Source organism: Streptomyces sp. NPDC045998, assembly GCF_056430285.1.
In genome coordinates this window covers 147,541-164,891 of record NZ_JBWKLJ010000009.1, presented here as the reverse complement: position 1 = coordinate 164,891, position 17,351 = coordinate 147,541, and the positions used below count along the sequence as shown (strand labels likewise).

General features: G+C 71.2%; 13 protein-coding genes. 6 read left to right on the top strand and 7 right to left on the bottom strand.

The window, feature by feature from the left end; all coding sequences use genetic code 11:
* Nucleotides 1-105: 105 nt before the first annotated feature.
* The 3 genes from ramS to AC07FJ_RS25830 form a co-directional block, all read right to left on the bottom strand.
* Nucleotides 106-234, bottom strand: a complete 129-nt coding sequence (ramS, locus tag AC07FJ_RS25840; RefSeq protein ID WP_058940762.1) for a mycelium formation morphogenetic lantipeptide SapB — start codon at nucleotides 232-234, stop codon at nucleotides 106-108.
* The gene (gene lanKC / locus AC07FJ_RS25835) at nucleotides 231-2,789 is read right to left on the bottom strand and encodes a class III lanthionine synthetase LanKC (protein ID WP_479051687.1); all 2,559 of its coding nucleotides are present in this window, start codon (nucleotides 2,787-2,789) and stop codon (nucleotides 231-233) included. Before lanKC ends, ramS begins: the two co-directional genes overlap by 4 nt.
* A 107-nt stretch (nucleotides 2,790-2,896) precedes the next feature.
* Nucleotides 2,897-3,295 (bottom strand): VOC family protein, encoded by a 399-nt coding sequence (locus AC07FJ_RS25830; RefSeq protein WP_479051686.1) that lies wholly within the window; start codon nucleotides 3,293-3,295, stop codon nucleotides 2,897-2,899.
* A gap of 150 nt (nucleotides 3,296-3,445) precedes the next feature.
* Here AC07FJ_RS25830 and AC07FJ_RS25825 point away from each other — a divergent pair, with 150 nt between their 5' ends.
* The gene (locus AC07FJ_RS25825; RefSeq protein ID WP_479051684.1) at nucleotides 3,446-4,522 is read left to right on the top strand and encodes a lactonase family protein; all 1,077 of its coding nucleotides are present in this window, start codon (nucleotides 3,446-3,448) and stop codon (nucleotides 4,520-4,522) included.
* A 20-nt stretch (nucleotides 4,523-4,542) separates the two neighbouring features.
* Here the strand turns inward: AC07FJ_RS25825 and AC07FJ_RS25820 are convergent, their stop codons facing one another.
* Complete coding sequence (locus AC07FJ_RS25820) at nucleotides 4,543-5,721, bottom strand: PP2C family protein-serine/threonine phosphatase (protein ID WP_479051683.1); 1,179 nt, start codon at nucleotides 5,719-5,721, stop codon at nucleotides 4,543-4,545.
* A 207-nt stretch (nucleotides 5,722-5,928) separates the two neighbouring features.
* Here AC07FJ_RS25820 and AC07FJ_RS25815 point away from each other — a divergent pair, with 207 nt between their 5' ends.
* Nucleotides 5,929-6,306: an ATP-binding protein gene (locus AC07FJ_RS25815; RefSeq protein ID WP_479051682.1), complete on the top strand. Its 378-nt coding sequence runs from the start codon at nucleotides 5,929-5,931 to the stop codon at nucleotides 6,304-6,306.
* Between the two features lie 22 nt (nucleotides 6,307-6,328).
* Here the strand turns inward: AC07FJ_RS25815 and AC07FJ_RS25810 are convergent, their stop codons facing one another.
* Nucleotides 6,329-7,495 (bottom strand): PP2C family protein-serine/threonine phosphatase, encoded by a 1,167-nt coding sequence (locus tag AC07FJ_RS25810; protein WP_479051681.1) that lies wholly within the window; start codon nucleotides 7,493-7,495, stop codon nucleotides 6,329-6,331.
* 102 nt (nucleotides 7,496-7,597) lie between these two features.
* On the opposite strand from AC07FJ_RS25810, the gene AC07FJ_RS25805 reads away from it, so the two are divergent.
* Entirely contained in the window at nucleotides 7,598-8,101 is a 504-nt protein-coding gene (locus AC07FJ_RS25805; RefSeq protein ID WP_361420396.1) for a MarR family winged helix-turn-helix transcriptional regulator, read from the top strand.
* Nucleotides 8,102-8,278: 177 nt separating this feature from the next.
* On the opposite strand, the gene AC07FJ_RS25800 is transcribed toward AC07FJ_RS25805, so the two are convergent.
* Nucleotides 8,279-8,674 (bottom strand): MarR family transcriptional regulator, encoded by a 396-nt coding sequence (locus AC07FJ_RS25800; protein ID WP_479051680.1) that lies wholly within the window; start codon nucleotides 8,672-8,674, stop codon nucleotides 8,279-8,281.
* Nucleotides 8,675-8,997: 323 nt separating this feature from the next.
* On the opposite strand from AC07FJ_RS25800, the gene AC07FJ_RS25795 reads away from it, so the two are divergent.
* Nucleotides 8,998-9,486 carry an anti-sigma regulatory factor gene (locus AC07FJ_RS25795; RefSeq protein WP_479051679.1) on the top strand — a complete coding sequence of 163 codons (489 nt, stop codon included), beginning with the start codon at nucleotides 8,998-9,000 and terminating at the stop codon, nucleotides 9,484-9,486.
* A gap of 49 nt (nucleotides 9,487-9,535) precedes the next feature.
* Here AC07FJ_RS25795 and AC07FJ_RS25790 read toward each other — a convergent pair whose 3' ends face one another.
* Complete coding sequence (locus AC07FJ_RS25790) at nucleotides 9,536-9,967, bottom strand: DUF4190 domain-containing protein (protein WP_479051677.1); 432 nt, start codon at nucleotides 9,965-9,967, stop codon at nucleotides 9,536-9,538.
* Nucleotides 9,968-10,260: 293 nt separating this feature from the next.
* Between AC07FJ_RS25790 and AC07FJ_RS25785 the strand changes: the two genes are divergently transcribed.
* Both AC07FJ_RS25785 and AC07FJ_RS25780 read left to right on the top strand, forming a co-directional pair.
* On the top strand, nucleotides 10,261-14,835 hold the full coding sequence (locus AC07FJ_RS25785; RefSeq protein ID WP_479051676.1) for a HAMP domain-containing protein: 4,575 nt from the start codon (nucleotides 10,261-10,263) through the stop codon (nucleotides 14,833-14,835).
* A gap of 91 nt (nucleotides 14,836-14,926) precedes the next feature.
* Complete coding sequence (locus tag AC07FJ_RS25780; protein ID WP_479051675.1) at nucleotides 14,927-17,341, top strand: GAF domain-containing SpoIIE family protein phosphatase; 2,415 nt, start codon at nucleotides 14,927-14,929, stop codon at nucleotides 17,339-17,341.
* Nucleotides 17,342-17,351: the final 10 nt, after the last annotated feature.

The window sequence follows — 17,351 nt, the reverse complement described above, 5'->3', positions numbered from 1 at the left end:
ACACGGCGCCGCGCGCGACGGAGCCGGCCCCGGCCCGGGCGGGGATTGCCCGCCCGGGCCGGGGCCGGTGGCCGCACGATGTCGGCACCGGGCGGCCGACCCGCGTCAGTTGCAGGTGGTGACGCTCAGGCTGCTGTCACCGCAGAGCAGCAGGCTCGCGCGGCTGCCCGTGGCGACGTCGCCCGTGGCCTCTTCCTTGGGGGTCTCCATCGACTGCAGGTCGAGAAGCGTCATGATCGTTTCCCTTCTGTGGGGACGGTGTGCTTCTTCACGGTCCCGGGTGGGACCGGTCCTTGGGGCCGCCGCAGCGGCGGGAGGAACGGCAGCTGCGCCACGCCGTCGGTGGCGGCGCTGCCGAGGGCGAGCAGGCAGCCGGCGGTCCCCGTGGAGAGGTCCATCGACAGCCGCATCATCTGCTCGCCGGGGAAGGCCAGGTGCCCCTGGTACGGCACGGCGTGCCGGGTGAGGGCGTCGATCTGGCGGCGTACGTCGGCGGGCCGGACCCCGGGCGCGGTGGTGCGGCTGAGGTACAGCACCATGCCGGCCGCGCCGCGGAACAGCCCGGGCTGGGCGTAGAAGGTGGCCTGCGCGGCCCGTGCGATCTCGGTCCGGGCCTGTGCGAAGCGCTCGTCGTCGCGGTGGGCGGCGAAGTCGTCGAGCACCATGCCGATGCCGACGCTCCCGGCGCCGAGGTACGGCATCGTCCGCCAGCCCTCGTCGACCTGGAGGGTGCCGCCCGCGCCGTGCACGCAGCGGTCGAGGTCGCGGCGGAGGGCGTCGGCGGCGAGGTCGAGGAGCCCGGTGTCGCCGGTGCGTTCGTACAGGCGCAGGTAGAGCAGGGCGGGCCCGGAGGAGCCGTGGAGGAGCCCGGCCCGGGTGGGCAGGGCGCGGGTGGTGAGGTCCGCGCAGCGCAGGGCGGCGTCGTGGAGGCCGAGCGCGTCGAGGGCGAGGCCGAGGCCCGCGAGACCGCTGTGCAGGTCGGGCGCGATGTCGTCCCAGGGGCGGGCGAGGGCGGGTTCGACGAGTTCCAGGGCGCGTTCGGGGTGGCCCAGCCGGTGCAGGGTCCAGGCGATGCCGGAGAGGCCGTCGTAGAGGCCGAGCGGACTGCCGGAGGGGGGCTGCTTGGTGTGTTCGAGGAGCCATTCCTCGGCGGCCGTGTGGCGGGGGGCGCCGGTCTCGGCGAGGGCGTACAGGACTCCGGCCGTGCCGTAGCCGAGGCTCATCCCGCCCGCTGCGGTGGCGAACTGGGCGATGTCGCCGGGGAAGAACCGGTCGTCCCGTTGGGGCGTGGCGGAGGCGGTGATGGCGCGGACCAGGGAGTCGCGGCTACGGGGCCAGTCGGCCGGTTCGACGGGTAGGTACGGCGTGGGACCGGAGCCGGGGGCTATCTCGGCGACCGCCTCGTCGAGGAAGGCGCGCGGTACGGGGAAGTGGGCGGCGGCGATGTCGGCCAGGTGGCGTGCCTTGTGCGGGTCGAGCGGGAGGAGGCTGGTGAGCGGGACGAAGAGCGCCAGGCGCAGGCAGGCGAGGGCGTAGCGGTCGACGTCGAATCCGCGCCGGTCGGCGGGGGCGACGAAGGCGGGGTTGGCGACGGTCTGCCGGCGGCCCTCGTCGATGTGCGCGGCGGCCTCGAAGTCGAGGAGGACGACGGACTCCTCGTCCTCGGAGACCATGATGTTGAACAGGTGCAGGTCGTTGAAGACGACACCGCGCGCGTGGACCGCCTCGACGGCCTGCTCCACGAGCCGGTGGATGCGCAGGGCCCACTCGGTGTAGTCGGCGAGGCTCTCGGGGGTGGGGTCGGCCTCGATGAGCGGGTGGCGGCGGGCGAAGAAGGTGTTGAGCGGCTTGCCCTCGACGTACTGCAGGGCGAGGAAGTGGTGGTCGCCGAGGGTGAAGTGGTCCCGCACCTCGGGGGTGCAGCCCAGGCCGGTGAGCCGTTGGAGCGCCTCGCGTTCGCGGTGGAGGCGGGTGACGGCGTCGGCGCCGTCGGCGGCGAGCCCGGCGTGCGGGCGGGCCTCCTTGAGGACGACCTTCTCGCCGGTGCGGGTGTCATGGGCGACGTACACGCCCCCGCCGTTGGAGAAGTGCAGGGCGCGTTCGACGGTGTACGGCATGGAGGCGACGGTGACGTTCTGCCGGGCGTCCAGGTGCGGCCGGAGGAAGTCGGGCAGCGTGACCCAGGCGGGCGTCTGGAAGGCGGGGCCGCGTAAGTCGGGGACGAGCCGTCCGTCGGGGTCCTCGACGGCGGGACACAGCTCGCCCTTGTCGTCGTAGCAGTGGCGCTGGGTGAAGCTGCCGTAGCGCAGGTACACCGGGCCCCGGCCCCAGCGCAGGTCGCTGAGGATGTACGGGCCGGCCTCGCCGGCGAGCAGGGCGTCGAGGTCGCTCGCGACGCGGTGGCACTGCTCGTCGTCGGCGGGGTAGACGGTGAGGAACTTCCCGCTGGCGGCGCGGTCGGCGTACTTGGCGTTGCGGTTGTGGAGCAGGTAGCGGCTCGGGATGAACTTGAAGGCGATGCCGTGGGTGAGGCAGTAGTCGGCGGTGCGGGAGAGAATCGTTTCCGCGTTGTCGAGGCACGCCGACACGTGGATCTTCCACCCTTGCGCGGGCAGTGTGTGCCGTACCGGCCGCAGGGCCAGCCAGTCGCCGCTGCGGTGCCGCTGCCAGCCCTCCGGTACGGGCGAGAGCGCCAGTGCGTACGGGCCCTGGCCGTCGAGCGACAGCCGGTGCGGCGCGTCGTAGAAGTGGCGGTCCGCGTCGCAGAAGGTGGCGTACCCCTTGTTCACTCCTGCTCCCTCGGTCGGCGTCGAGGAAGACAGTGCCACCGGGTCGGGGGCGGCCAACAGTCACAACTGTCAGCAAAGAGCCGTGCGGAACGCACGAGTAACGTGCGTCACGCGACGGACGAGCGGCCCTCCCGGGCGGCGAGGACGAAGGAGTGTCCGGCCGGGTCGGAGTACGTCCGCACGTCGCGCGGCCCGGAGTTGTCCCTGGTCTCGACGGGACGCGCGCCCAGGCTGACGGCCTCCCGCTCGGCCTCGTCCATGTCGTCCTGGGCGACCAGGATGTGCAGGTGCGCCTGCTGGGCGTCGTCGGGGCGCGGCCAGCTGGGGGGCGCGTACCCGTGGTCGCGGCGTACGGCCAGGCGTACGCCGTCGTGGTCGAGGACCTCGATGAAGTCGGGGTCGGTCCCCCGCTGGGCGTGGCCGCCCAGTAAGGACGCGTAGAACTCCGCCAGGGCCTCGGGTTCGGCACTGTCCAGAACCAGGACACTTGTCTTCGAAACGGTCATGGAGCCCTTGTGCCCCGCTCCCCCGGGCCGACACCCCGGACCGACACCCCGGGGAGGCCCCCCGGACGGCCCAGTGGGCGGCGCGGGGACGGCCGCGTGCCGCACATCATGGAGGACCGGACGACCGGAGGACGGCGAGAGGAGCACCCGGTGGGCGAGGGCACGGAGCGCGCGGACGGGGGCGGTGGACCGCGGGCGTACATCGGCTCGTACACCTCGGGCGGCGGGCGCGGCATCACGGTCGCGGCCGTGGACCCGGCGACGGGGGCGCTGACCCCGGTCGCGGCCGTCGACACCGTCGTGAACCCTTCGTGGCTGGCGCTCGCGCCGGACACCGGGGTGCTGTACGCCGTGAGCGAGACGAAACCGGGCCGGGCCGCGGCGTTCCGGCCGGCCACCGGGGGCCTCACCCCGCTCGGGGCCGCGGTCGAGGTGGGGGGCGCGGGCCCCGCGCATCTCAGTGTGGCGGGGCGGCGGCTGCTGACCGCCAACTACGTCTCCGGGAGCGTGAGCAGCCTGCCGCTGGCGGCCGACGGTGGCCTGGGCGGGCCTCCGGCCGTGCTCGCGCACCGGGGCTCGGGCCCGGACCCCGACCGGCAGGAAGGGCCGCACGCCCACCAGGTGCTGCCCGATCCGAGCGGCCGGTGGGTGCTCACCGTGGACCTGGGGACGGACTCGGTACGCGTCTGCGCGCTCGACGGGGACACCGGGGAGCCGCGCGTGCGGGCCGAGACGGTGCTGCGCGCCGGGTCGGGGCCGCGGCACCTCGCGTTCCACCCGGGCGGCGAGGTCGTCTACGTACTGCACGAGCTGGAGCCGCTGCTCACCGTCTGCCAGTGGGACCCGGCGTCCGGGCGCCTGGAGCCGCTCACGGAGGTCGACGTCGATCCCGATCCCGCTCCCGGTGCGGACGGTGTACGGGCCCACCCGTCGGTCGTCGCGGTCTCCTCCGACGGCCGGTTCGTACGGGCGGCGGTGCGCGGGCGGAACACGATCGTCACCTTCTCGCTCGCCGACGGGGCGGAGAAACCGCGGTTCACGGAGGCCGTGGAGTGCGGTGGTGTCTGGCCGCGCGATCTCGTGCCCGACCCGTCCGGGCGCAGGCTGTACGTGGCCAACGAGTGGTCCGGCGACGTCACCTGGTTCGACGTCGACCCGCAGAGCGGACGGCTGTCCCGCGCGGGCGCCCTGGAGGTACCGGCCGCCGCGTGCGTGGTCTTCGCCTGACGGGCGGAGACGGTCGCGGGTCAGGGAAGAGCGGGGGACGGGCCGTACCAGTCGAGGCACACCACGAGGGCGTCGTCGTCCAGCGGGCTTTCCCCGTGGTGCGCCACGAGGTCACGCAGGACGGCGGCCGGCACCTGGCTCGGGGGCAGCAGCCGGGTGGCGCCGAGCGAACGGGCCAGGGCCCGTTCCCCGTAGGTCTCGCTCGTGGCGGACGGGGCGCTGTAGACCCCGTCGCTGGCGAAGAGCAGTCGGTCGCCGGGCTCCACGGTGAAGGACTGCGTGTGGTAGGGGGTGTCCTCGAACATGCCCAGCGGCAGCTGGGCCTCGAACCTCAGCGGCTCCACGACACCCTCGCGCATCCGCCAGGCCCGCGGTGACCCCGCGTCGACCACCTCGACCTGCCCGGTGGCGAGCGTGAAGCGCAGCAGGAGCACGGACACGTAGGTACGCCCGCGGTACTGCGCGTACACCGCCTGATCGGCCAGGGCCGCCTGTCCGGCGAGATCGAGGCCGGCCCGCCGGGCGTTGCGCAGGGCGTTGACCGCCAGATTGGTCAGGAGCGCGGCGTCGATGCCCTGCCCCATGCCGTTGGTGACGGTGAGGGTCAGATCGTCCGCGGAGATGGACCAGTCGTAGTTGTCGCCGAGGATGGCGTACGCGGGCTCCAGGTGCGCCCCCAGTGAGAACTCCGTGCGGGAGCAGGCCCGCCCGGGGAGGAGCTGCCACTGCATCTCAGCGGCCAGGGTGAGGCGCGCCGCGCGGCGGGCGAGGACGTAGAGATCGGTGTCCCGTTCGGCGACGAGGATCTCGTGGCCGAGCGCCTCGCAGATGTGCCGCATCTCCGGGAGGACGGTGTCGAGGGGACAGTCGGCGGGAAGCCGGACGGAGAGCACCCCCATCCGGTCGCCACGGATGGTGACGGGCAGGTGCACGTCGGACGCGCCGGACGCGGTGTCCGCGATCACCACCGGTTCCTGCGATCCGAAGGCCCGCCCCTGGGGACTGTCGTGGATGCCCACCGGTTCGGTCGTCCGGGGGCCGCGCTCGACCGCCTGGAGCGAGCGGACCGCGTAGTCGGCGAGCCGGAGCTCCACCCGCTCCGCGCCGTATTCCGTCATCAGGGCGGTCGTCACGATCTCCAGGAGCGTGTGGGGCGCGCCGGCCCTCAGGGCCCTGTCGACGGCAATGAGTCTGTCCACGTCGCGCCGTCTTTTCCCTCAGCTCGAAAGGATCCGGTGTTCATTCAGTGTAGATCGGCGGGGTGCGGGTGCCCATGGGAGTGAGTAGATCACCACCATCCGGGCATGCGGACAATTCGCATCAGACGGACAGATGGGAGGCCAAGAATGGTATCGGGGCCGCTCAAGGACGACTGGGACGGAATGCGCGACGAAGTCGACGAGAGCATGAGCACGCGATTCGAAGGAGACCTCGGAGACGTCACGGGCGCGCGGGTCGCGGCCGGCCTGTTCCTGGACACGCTCGCGTACGCCGATCCCCCGGCGGAGCCCGACAGCCGGGACGACGTCCTGCTGGTGGTCACGGAATTGGCCGCCAACGCCGTTCAGTACGCCCCCGGGCCCTTCACGCTGCGGGTCCGGCGCACCTTCGACGGGGTCCACGTCATGGTGGGCGACACCAATCCGCAGCCGCCGAAGCCCGTGCCCCGTCGGTCCGCCCGGGTCCCCGGGGGCCTGGGCTGGCACATCGTGCGGGCGCTCGGGGAGGTCGAGGTCGTACGGGACGGGCCGGGGAAGGAGATCCACGTCTTCCTGCCGTGGTAGGCCGCAGGCCCGGGCCCGGTGGTTACGGGCGACCGTGCCAGTCCAGGCAGACGACCATGGCGTCGTCCTCCGCGTCGATGGGGCCGCGGTGACCGGCGAGCTCCTGCAGGACGGCGCGGGGCACCTGGGAGGGCGGCAGCAGGCGGGTCGCGGCCATCGCACGGGCGAGCGCCTTGTCGCTGTAGCGCTCCCCGGCCGGTGAGGCGACGTCGTAGACGCCGTCGCTGACGAAGAAGAGACGGTCGCCGCGGAGGACCCGGAAGGGCTGGGCCGTGTAGAGCGTGTCCTCGAACATGCCGAGCGGCAGCTGCGCCTCCAGTTCGATCGGTTCCGGTTTGCCGTTCCTCAGCCGCCACATCTTCGGCGATCCGGCGTCCACGATCTCCGCTTCCCCGGTCGCGAGGTCGAAGCGCAGGAGGAGGACGGAGAGGTGCGCGGCTCCGTGGTAGTGACCGTAGATGGCCTGGTCGGCGAGGCAGGCCTGGTCGGAGAGGGAGAGTCCGGCCCGGCGGGCGTTGCGGAGCGCGTTGATGGCCAGGTTCGTCAGGAGCGCGGCCTCGATGCCCTCCCCCATGCCGTTGGTGACGGTGAGGGTGAGGTGGTCGGCGGAGGCGGACCAGTCGAAGTTGTCGCCGTGGATGGCGTAGGCGGGCTCGAGCTGCGCCCCGATCTCGTACTCCGGGCGCGAACAGGCCCGGCCGGGCAGCAACTGCCACTGCATCTCGGCCGCGAGGGTGAGGCGACTGGCCCGGCGGGCCTGGAGGTACAGGTCGGTGTCGCGTTCGGCCACGACGATCTCGTGCCCGAGGACCTCGGCGATGTTCTGCAGTTCCCGCTCGGTCTCGCGGGTGTAGCCGTCGGCGGGGAGGCGGACGGTGAGGACGCCGATGCGGTCTCCGCGCACGCTGACGGGAAAATGAGCGACCACATCGGTGCCCTGCGGCTGCCTTTCCACATACGGTTGCTGGGACCCGAAAGCGCGTCCCGGCGCGCTGGTGTGTACCGGGACGGGCTCGGCGGTGTATGGGAGGGCGTTGACCGGTTGCAGTATGGTCATCGCGTAGTCGGCCATGAGCAGGTCGACGGAGACGGCCGCGTAGTGGGCAGTGAGCGCGTCCCGCACTGCTTCGAGAAGAGCGTGGGGCGGTGCCCCGCGCAGCGCGCGTTCCACAGCCGAGAATCTGTCCACCGTTCGAGTACCACCTGTTCGAGAGAATTGCGTAAAAGGAGTGGATGGCCTCTTATGTCGCGGAGACTGACAAGGCCGTTGCGAAGTGTCACAGTTGAGGGCATGCATTCCGAGACTTCTCCAGGCGCCGACCGGGATGCTGCCGCCCACGCCGCCCGCGAGGTCATCGAGCTGCTCGAGGTGCTGTGGAACAAGGGCCGGGACATGACCTCACCCGCCCCCGTCTCCTCCTCGCAGCTGCGGGTGCTGTACATCCTCGACCGCGACCAGCCCATCAACCTGCGCACCCTCGGAGAGGTCCTGGGCTCCGCGCCCTCCTCGGTCAGCAGGATGTGCGACCGCCTCGACGCGCTCGGCTTCATCGAACGCACCCCCAGCGCCGCCAGTCGCCGCGAACTCGAACTCCGCCTCTCCAGCCGCGGCGAGAACTACCTCAAGGACCTCCGCGCCCGTCGCGAAGCGGCACTGGTGGAGGTCATCTCCGCTATGCCGGCTGCCCAGCGCGCGGCCCTCGCCACCGGCCTGAGCGGCTTCCGCCTCGCCCTCGAGGACACCCAGGACACCGAGGAGCCCGACAAGGCCGGTGGCGCAGAGGTGACCGCATGACTTGCCGAGGGTGCCCGGCACGCCGTCCGCTTCACAGTGACCTGCCTTGTTCTTGAGCGTGCGCGCCAGGGTCGGGGCACGCGGAGGGACTCGCACAAGGCAAGAGTGTTTCCTCGGGCATACAGTTGTCAAACGGCAACTGTTCCTCTGGGATGCCCATTGAATGCGCTCCTTCCCCTAGGCCTCCTCCCCCCTCGGCGCGGCTGCCCGCAGCCGGTCCCGAGCGAGGTCACAGGCCACCTTGACCGCCAGGAGCCGGGCTGCGGAGTGCGGGAGCGCTGTCGCGAGGGCGCCCGCCCGGCGCGCCCGCCACTCCTCCACCACCTCGGCGCCGGCCGGCGTCAGCGCCAGCACCGTCTTGCGCCGGTCGTCGGCGTGGGAGCGGCGGGCCAGCAGACCCGCGCCCTCCAGCCGCGTGCACAGTCGACTGGCCGACGCCGTCGTGATGTCCAGCACCTTCCCTAGGTCACTCAGCCCCAGGGGGGCGGACTCCTCGACCGCCGCCAGGGCCCGCGAGGCGAGGGAGGACAGCGGACTGGGGGCGTGCAGATCCGCGAATTCCGAGAGAGCCACCAGGGCGGCGGCCGCCTCTCGGGCATGGACCTCGCCCCGGCCCGCACCTGCGGGCGTCCGCGCTTGCGCCCCACTCGCCCGTGTGTCGCTGTCGCTCATAGCCGCTCATATGGGATGTGTGCCGGTTTGCCTTCCTCCTGATGCCCGGCATCGGCCAACGCATACCTCTCGAAAGCGCCTTCCGGCACCCTCGCAAGGGGGCTACCTTTGCCATACGACAACTGTTGCGGAGGTGGGCAGCTCATGGATCACCCCCCTCGGCGTCCAGGGCGTGCGCGCCCTGGACCGGTACCGGGCTGAAGTGCCCCAGGAAGGGGCTGCGCATGCTCCCCCACGATGACGACCTCAGCGATACACAGCGCCTGACGGCTGCCGCTGCCGCCGCGGCGGAGGGCGAGCTGAGCATCGCCGCCGCCACCCATCCCCTGCGGAGCGAGGAGGACCTCCTCGCCCTGCGCCACGCGGTACGCACCGCGACCGTGCGGGCCGGCTTCAAACTGGTGGACCAGACCCGCATCGTCACCGCGGCCAGCGAACTCGCCCGTAACGCCTACGTCCACGGCGGGGGCGGCGCCTGTGAGGTGAGAGTCGTCCAGCAGTCGGGCCGGCGGGGGCTGCGGGTGTCGGTGACCGATCAGGGGCCGGGCATCGCCGACCTCGACAGCTCCTTCGTCGACGGGTACTCCACCGACGTCGCCCGCCCAGGCCACGGCCTGGGCGGCGCACGCCGGCTGATGGACGAGTTCCACGTACACACCACACCGGGGCAGGGCACGACCGTCGTCGCCGTACGCTGGACGTCGCACCCGTGACGCGGCGGCGACACCGGCCACCCCGGTCACGCCGTTATCCGTCGCCCGCTCAGTCGCCCAGCTCGCGGCCGAAGTCGTCGGCGCACTCCTGCCGGGCCGACTCGGTCTGCGCCTTGTCCACGCACGCCTGGAAGTCCCGCCCGCTGTCGGAGTTGAGGATGGACACCCCCACCGCGATCAGGATCGCCGTCCCCACGACCGTGAGCGACCCGAGCACGAGACCCGTGATCGCCATACCCTTGCCGGTGGCGCGCCCCTGCCGGGCACGGCGCATCGCGATGACGCCGAGCACGATGGCCGCGATGGCCAGCGGGACGCCCACGAACCAGAGCCAGAACAGCAGGAGGGACAGGACACCGGTGACGAGCGCGGCGATCGCCATCCCCCGCCCGGGTCGCTCACCACTCACTCCGGCGGAGCCGTGGCCTGGCCCGTGGACCGTGTTGGGGTACTCCGCCTGGGGTCGGGATGCGTCGGACATGACAAGCTCCTTTGCTGCTGAAGTTCTGTTCGTGACACCGGAGTTGCCGACTCATAGAGTCACCGGGCACTGCCGCACTCCGCATGTGCCCCGCATCCCGCCGCGCAAGCGCCGGGTCACACACGTGCGCCCTTAGGACTGGATTGCCCTCACTGCGCCACTCGGGTTAGGCTGCTACGTATTTGCCGTACGGCAATGGTTAGACAGTCAAAACAATTGAGGGGCCCGCCCTGCCAGTAGGGCGTGCGTCTGTTCGGTCTTTTCGTCGTGGCATCTGAGGAACGAGGTTGGTCATGGCTGAGACGGTGGTCGAAGGCGCGCGTGCCGTACCGCGTACGCGGCCCGCTCGTGGGGGTGGCAAAGTGGGCGAGCCGGAGCTTCGGCAGCTGCTGGCCGGCCTGACGGCGGTCCGCGACGGAGACTTCGGCACCCGCCTGCCCGATGAGGCGGAGGGGCTGATCGGCGAGATCGCCACCGTCTTCAACGGCATGGTCGATCAGCTGTCGCTGTTCACCTCCGAGGTGACCCGGGTGGCCCGCGAGGTCGGCACCGAGGGCACCCTGGGCGGGCAGGCGGTGGTGCCCGGCGTATCGGGTACCTGGGCCGACCTGACCGACTCGGTGAACGCCATGGCGGGCAATCTGACGACCCAGGTCAGGGACATCGCCCAGGTGGCCACGGCGGTGGCCAAGGGCGACCTGTCCCAGAAGATCGACGTGGACGCGCGCGGCGAGATCCTGGAGCTGAAGGACACCGTCAACACGATGGTCGACCAGCTCTCCGCCTTCGCCGACGAGGTCACCCGCGTCGCCCGCGAGGTCGGCAGCGAAGGCCAGCTGGGCGGGCAGGCCGAGGTGCCGGGTGTCGGTGGCGTGTGGCGCGACCTGACCGACTCGGTGAACTTCATGGCCGGCAACCTGACCGACCAGGTCCGCAACATCGCGCAGGTCACCACCGCGGTGGCCAAGGGCGACCTGTCCCAGAAGATCACCGTCAACGCGCGCGGCGAGATCCTGGAGCTGAAGAACACCATCAACACGATGGTCGACCAGCTCTCCTCGTTCGCGGACGAGGTCACCCGCATGGCGCGCGAGGTCGGCACCGAGGGGATCCTCGGTGGTCAGGCCGACGTCAAGGGCGTCTCGGGTACCTGGCGGGACCTGACGGACTCGGTGAACTTCATGGCCGGGAACCTGACGGCCCAGGTGCGTTCGATCGCCCAGGTGGCCACCGCGGTGGCCAAGGGCGACCTGTCCCAGAAGATCACGGTCACCGCTCGGGGCGAGATCCTCGAGCTGAAGAACACCATCAACACGATGGTCGACCAGCTCTCCGCCTTCGCCGACGAGGTCACCCGCGTCGCCCGCGAAGTCGGCACCGAAGGCCGCCTCGGCGGCCAGGCCGACGTCAAGGGCGTCTCCGGCACGTGGAAGGACCTGACCGAGTCCGTCAACGTGATGGCCGACAACCTGACCGCCCAGGTGCGTTCCATCGCCGAGGTCACCACCGCGGTCGCCCAGGGAGACCTGTCCCAGAAGATCCGGGTCGACGCGCGCGGCGAGATCCTGGAGCTGAAGGAGACCATCAACACGATGGTCGACCAGCTCTCGGCCTTCGCCGACGAGGTCACCCGCGTCGCCCGCGAGGTCGGCACCGAGGGCAACCTCGGTGGTCAGGCGACCGTCCGGGGGGTCTCCGGCACGTGGAAGGACCTGACCGACAACGTCAACGTGATGGCCTCCAACCTGACGGGCCAGGTGCGTTCCATCGCCCAGGTGGCCACCGCGGTGGCCAAGGGCGACCTCTCACAGAAGATCACCGTCGAGGCGAAGGGCGAGGTGGCCGCGCTCGCCGGCGTGATCAACACGATGGTCGACACGCTCTCCGCGTTCGCCGACGAGGTCACCCGCGTCGCCCGCGAGGTCGGCACCGAGGGCATGCTCGGCGGTCAGGCCAGGGTCCCCAATGTGGCCGGGACCTGGAAGGACCTGACCGACAACGTCAACTCCATGGCGAACAACCTGACCAACCAGGTCCGCAACATCGCCCTCGTCACCACCGCCGTCGCCAACGGAGACCTCTCGAAGAAGATCGACGTCGACGCCCGCGGCGAGATCCTGGAACTCAAGACGACCATCAACACCATGGTCGACCAGCTGTCCGCGTTCGCCGCCGAGGTGACGCGCGTGGCGCGAGAGGTCGGCAGTGAGGGAAGGCTGGGCGGCCAGGCCGAGGTCGAGGGCGTGTCCGGCACCTGGAAGCGGCTCACCGAGAACGTCAACGAACTCGCCGGCAACCTCACCCGCCAGGTACGGGCCATCGCCGAGGTCGCGAGCGCGGTGGCCGAGGGTGACCTGACCCGTTCCATCACCGTCGACGCCTCCGGCGAGGTCGCCGAGCTCAAGGACAACATCAACACCATGGTGGAGTCGCTGCGCGAGACGACTCTGGCCAACCAGGAGCAGGACTGGCTCAAGTCCAACCTCGCCCGGATCTCCAGCCTCATGCAGGGTCACCGGGACCTGGCCGTGGTCGCGGAGCTGGTGATGGACGAGCTGACACCGCTGGTGTCGGCGCAGTACGGCGCCTTCTACCTGGCCGAGGAGACCCAGCAGGGCACGGAGCTGAGGCTCGTCGGCTCCTACGGGCGTCCCGTCGGCTTCGGTGAGCACTCCCGGTTCAAGCTCGGCGAGTCGCTGGTGGGGCAGGCCGCGCGCAGCCGGCGGACGATCGCCGTCGACAAGTTGCCCGGCGACTACCTCAGCATCTCCTCCGGGCTGGGGCAGTCCACCCCGGTCAGCCTGATCGTGTTGCCGATCGTGGTCGAGGACCAGGTACTCGGTGTCATCGAGCTGGCGTCGTTCGGGCCCTTCACCCCGGTCCACCGGGACTTCCTCGAGCAGCTGATGGAGACGCTGGGCGTCAACGTCAACACCATCGTCGCCAACGCCCGCACGGACGAGCTGCTGGAGGAGTCGCAGCGGCTGACCGCCGAACTGCGCGCGCGCTCCGCCGAACTGCAGGTGCAGCAGGAGGAGCTCCAGCGGTCCAACGCCGAGCTGGAGGAGAAGGCCGCGCTGCTGGTCGCCCAGAACCGCGACATCGAGACCAAGAACCTGGAGATCGAACAGGCCCGGCAGGAACTGGAAACGCGGGCCCAGCAGCTGTCCCTCGCCTCCAAGTACAAGTCGGAGTTCCTGGCCAACATGAGCCATGAGCTGCGCACCCCGCTGAACAGCCTGCTCATCCTCGCCCAGCTGCTGGCCCAGAACCCCACCCGCAACCTGACCCCCAAGCAGGTCGAGTACGCGGGCATCATCCACTCGGCCGGATCGGACCTGCTCCAGCTCATCAACGACATCCTGGACCTGTCCAAGGTCGAGGCCGGGAAGATGGACATCAACCCGGAAGTGGTCGCCCTGCGGCAGCTCCTCGACTACGTCGAGGCCACCTTCCGCCCCATGACCACGCAGAAGAACCTCGAGTTCACCATCAGCACCGCTCCGGGCGCCGCGACCGACCTGCTGACCGACGACTCGCGACTGCGCCAGGTGCTGCGCAACCTGCTCTCCAACGCGGTGAAGTTCACCGAGCGCGGCAGTGTCGAGCTGCGCATCGAGATGGCCGCGGAGAGCGAGCTGCCGGTCTCGGTACAGCGTGGTGTGCCGGTGGTGGCCTTCCGGGTCAAGGACACCGGAATCGGCATCCCCGAGCAGCACCTGGAGACCATCTTCGGCGCTTTCCAGCAGGCGGACGGCACCACCAGTCGCAAGTACGGCGGCACCGGCCTGGGGCTGTCCATCAGCCGGGAGATCGCGCACCTGCTGGGTGGCGCGCTGACCGCCGACAGTGTGCTGGGCAAGGGCAGTACGTTCACCCTGTACCTGCCGATCGCACGGGCCGGCTGGGAGTCCAGCGCCCTCCCGGGATCGGCGCCGGCCACCGAGCACGCGACCGCCGACCGCGCGGACAGCGGCCTGACGGCCCGCCCCGCGTCCGTGCCGCGCCAGAAGCGGCGGCTGCTGGTGGTCGAGGAGCGCAGCCGGGGTCTGCTCTCCCTGGTCGCCGAGAGCGCGGTGGCCGACCTGTCCGGCAACGGGGACCTTCCCAAGCACACGGCGGAGATCGAGGTCATCACCGCGGTGGGTGCCCAGGAGGCGGCCGAGAGCCTGGCCGCCGGGCCCTTCCACTGCGTCGTGCTGGAGCTCGACATGCCCAAGGGCGCGGCCATGCAGTTCCTGGACGCCATGGACGGTGACGCGGCCGCGATGACGGTGCCCGTCCTGGCGCACAACAGCCGTCGCCTGGAGCGGGCTCAGGAGGACGAGCTGCAGGCCCGTGCCGACGCACGGCCGCTGGAGCTGATCTCCAGCCTCGACGAGCTGCGCGAGCGGATCGCGCTGCACCTGTCGGCGGAGGAGCCGGGGGACGTGCTGCCGCTGGTGCGTACGGAGGAGGCACTCCCCCAGCCGTCCCAGTCCGTCGACGGCGCTCTCGCCGGCCGCACGGTGCTGGTCGTGGACGACGACGCCCGCAACCTGTACGCCATCAGCGGCATCCTGGAGATGCACGGCATCGAGGTGCTGCACGCCGAGAACGGCCGCAAGGGGATCGAGGCGTTGCGCGAGCACCCGGAAATCGACCTCATCCTGATGGACGTGATGATGCCCGAGATGGACGGCTATGCCGCGACGTCCGCCATCAGACAGGATCCCGCCCACGCCCATCTGCCCATCATCGCGGTGACGGCCAAGGCCATGCCCGGTGACCGGGAGAAGAGCCTGGCTTCGGGAGCGAGCGACTACGTCACCAAGCCCGTGGACGCCAACGACCTCATCGCCTGCATCGGGCGCTGGATCTCCGCCTGAGCACCGGCACGGGCCCGCCGGGCCCGCAGCCGCCGGTCCTCGCCCCCCACCCCCCACCACCGTCCGTACCGATCGAGGAGTCATCAGCGCAGTGAGCACTCCTGAGCATCCCGGACTTCAGGCCGAGGCCGAAGTGCCGCAGGATCCCTCCGACGGTGAGCGGGCCACGGGGGTGGGCAGACTGGCCGCGACGGTGGAACGCCTGCGCGGCGAGATCCGCGCCGCGCAGGCGGCCGCCGACGGCCGGGCTCTGCTCGAACTGGCCAAGGGCGTGCTGATCGAGCGGCTCGGGTGCGGCCCCGCGGTGGCCGCCCAGCAGCTGGCCGCGCTGGCCGAAGAGGCGGGTGTCTCCCAGCTGGAGCTGGCGGCGGACATCATCAACCAGGCGGCCCGGGACCACGTCACCGACATCGCCACCGAGTTCGCCAGGCGAGCGACCAGTGAGGCGATGACCGCCACCGAGGAGCGCTCCTCCATCGGTGTCCGGCTGCGCACGGCCGAAAGCGCCGCGCTGGCGGCGGGAGACACCCAGGCGGTCGCGGAGTCGCTGCTGGACCACGCGTTGACGCCGCTGGGCGCCAGCGCCGTCGCGGTGTGGACGGCGGGCTCCGACGCGTCGCTGACGCTGGCCGGTCACGCCGGGTTCCCGGCGGACGAGGCCGGTCGCTGGCGCTACGTACCCCCGGGCGTGTCCACGCTGGCACGCCAGGCACTGAGCCGGCGGCAGGTGATCCGGGCCGCTTCCCTGCGCGCCGCTGGACTGCCGTCCATCGGGTGGGCCCTCAACCCCGGCGGCGGGCGCGTCGCCGTCCCCGCGGGAACCGGTGGCCGCATCCACGGAATCCTGGAGATCTGCTGGCCGGGCCGCCTGGAAGCCCACCCACCGCAGATCGAACGCCAGATCGAGGCGCTGGCGGAGCTGTGCGCCCACACCCTCGAGGGCCGCCCCGGGGCCCCGGTCGCGCCCTCGGCGGACACCTGGATCACCCCGCCGGACCTGTCCGAGCTCACGCACCTGGCGGAGGGCCTCTACGACCCGGCTCTGGTCCTGACCCCCTTCCTGGGGCCCGAGGGTGAGCTCGTCGACTTCCGCATCCACCACGTCAACAGCCGCTTCGTCGATCCCGCCGGACGCCCCCGCAACGCCGTCAGCGGCGCACTGCTGCTGGAGGCGTACCCCATGGCGGTCGGCGGCAGCGAGCTGTTCGAGACGATCGAACGCGTCTATGCCACCGGTGAGCCGTTCCGGGCCCAGCGCATGACCCTGACCGCCCTGGTCGACCAGGTGCCTCTCGCCTCCGTGGCCGACATCAGCGTCAGCCGCCACGGCAGCAGCGTGCTGTTGATCTGGCGGGTGGAGGACGAGACGGCACGGCTGGCGAACCTCCTGCAGCACGCCCAGCGCCTGGGCAGGATCGGCGGGTTCGAGGAGAACGTCGCCACCGGCGAGATCACGTGGAACGACCAGCTGTTCGACCTCTACGGCCGTCCCCACAAGACCCGGCCCGTGCCCCTGGAAGAGCTGGCCGCCCACGCCCACCCGGACGACGCCGAGGCCATCGACCATTTCCTGCGCGCCGTGCTGCACCACCGGCGGCCCGCGTCTGCGGACTTCCGCCTGCTCCGCCCCGACCGGGTCACCCGGCACATCCGCGTGATCGCCGAGCCCGTCCTCGACGCCGACCACAGGCTGCTGGCGGTGCGCGGCGCCTACCAGGACATCTCCGCACAGCACTGGACCGAGGTCGCTCTGGCGGCCACCCGCGACCAACTCGCCCACACCGAGCAGCAGGCCGCCGAGCGCAACCGCCTGACGCTGCAGTTGCAGCACGCCATCATGCCGCCCACGCAGGCGCCGCTGGACAGCCCGGGACTCCAGATCGCCGTCCGCTACCGGCCGGCGGAGTCGGAGTCCATGGTGGGAGGGGACTGGTACGACGCCGTCGTGCTGCCCTCCAAGCAGGTCATGCTGTGTGTGGGCGACGTGGCCGGGCACGGCATAGAGGCCGCCACCAGCATGGTGGTGCTGCGCAACGCCATGCGCGGCCTGGCGGTCACCGGCGCCGGCCCGGGGCAGCTGCTGTCGTGGCTGAACATCGTGGCCCACCACCTGACCGAGCACGTCACCGCCACAGCGGTGTGCGGACTGTACGACCCGCACAAGGGGACGCTGCGCTGGGCCCGTGCGGGCCACCTCCCGCCCGTGCTGATCCGCGGGGAGAAGGCCACCACCCTGCGCACGGTCAGCGGGGTCCTCCTCGGCGCACTGTCGGAGGCCTCCTACGAGGAGGAGGAGCTGCCGATGTCCCCCGGCGACACCCTGCTGATGTACACCGACGGGCTGGTCGAGCGCCGGGACGAGTCCGTCCAGGACTCCCTGGCCAAGCTGCTGAGCAACGCCCGTATACCGAGCACCTCCCTTGAGCACCGTCTTGACGGTCTGCTCAAGCACAGCAAGTCGGATACCGACGACGACACCTGCCTCATCGGCATCCAGGTGGTGTGACGCGTACCTG

Bases quoted from the DNA above. Each gene is read 5' to 3' on its own strand.
- ramS (WP_058940762.1), bottom strand. From the start codon at position 234: ATGACGCTTCTCGACCTGCAGTCGATGGAGACCCCCAAGGAAGAGGCC.
- AC07FJ_RS25830 (WP_479051686.1), bottom strand. From the start codon at position 3,295: ATGACCGTTTCGAAGACAAGTGTCCTGGTTCTGGACAGTGCCGAACCC.
- AC07FJ_RS25815 (WP_479051682.1), top strand. From the start codon at position 5,929: ATGAGCACGCGATTCGAAGGAGACCTCGGAGACGTCACGGGCGCGCGG.
- AC07FJ_RS25805 (WP_361420396.1), top strand. From the start codon at position 7,598: ATGCATTCCGAGACTTCTCCAGGCGCCGACCGGGATGCTGCCGCCCAC.
- AC07FJ_RS25795 (WP_479051679.1), top strand. From the start codon at position 8,998: ATGCTCCCCCACGATGACGACCTCAGCGATACACAGCGCCTGACGGCT.
- AC07FJ_RS25790 (WP_479051677.1), bottom strand. From the start codon at position 9,967: ATGTCCGACGCATCCCGACCCCAGGCGGAGTACCCCAACACGGTCCAC.
- AC07FJ_RS25785 (WP_479051676.1), top strand. From the start codon at position 10,261: ATGGCTGAGACGGTGGTCGAAGGCGCGCGTGCCGTACCGCGTACGCGG.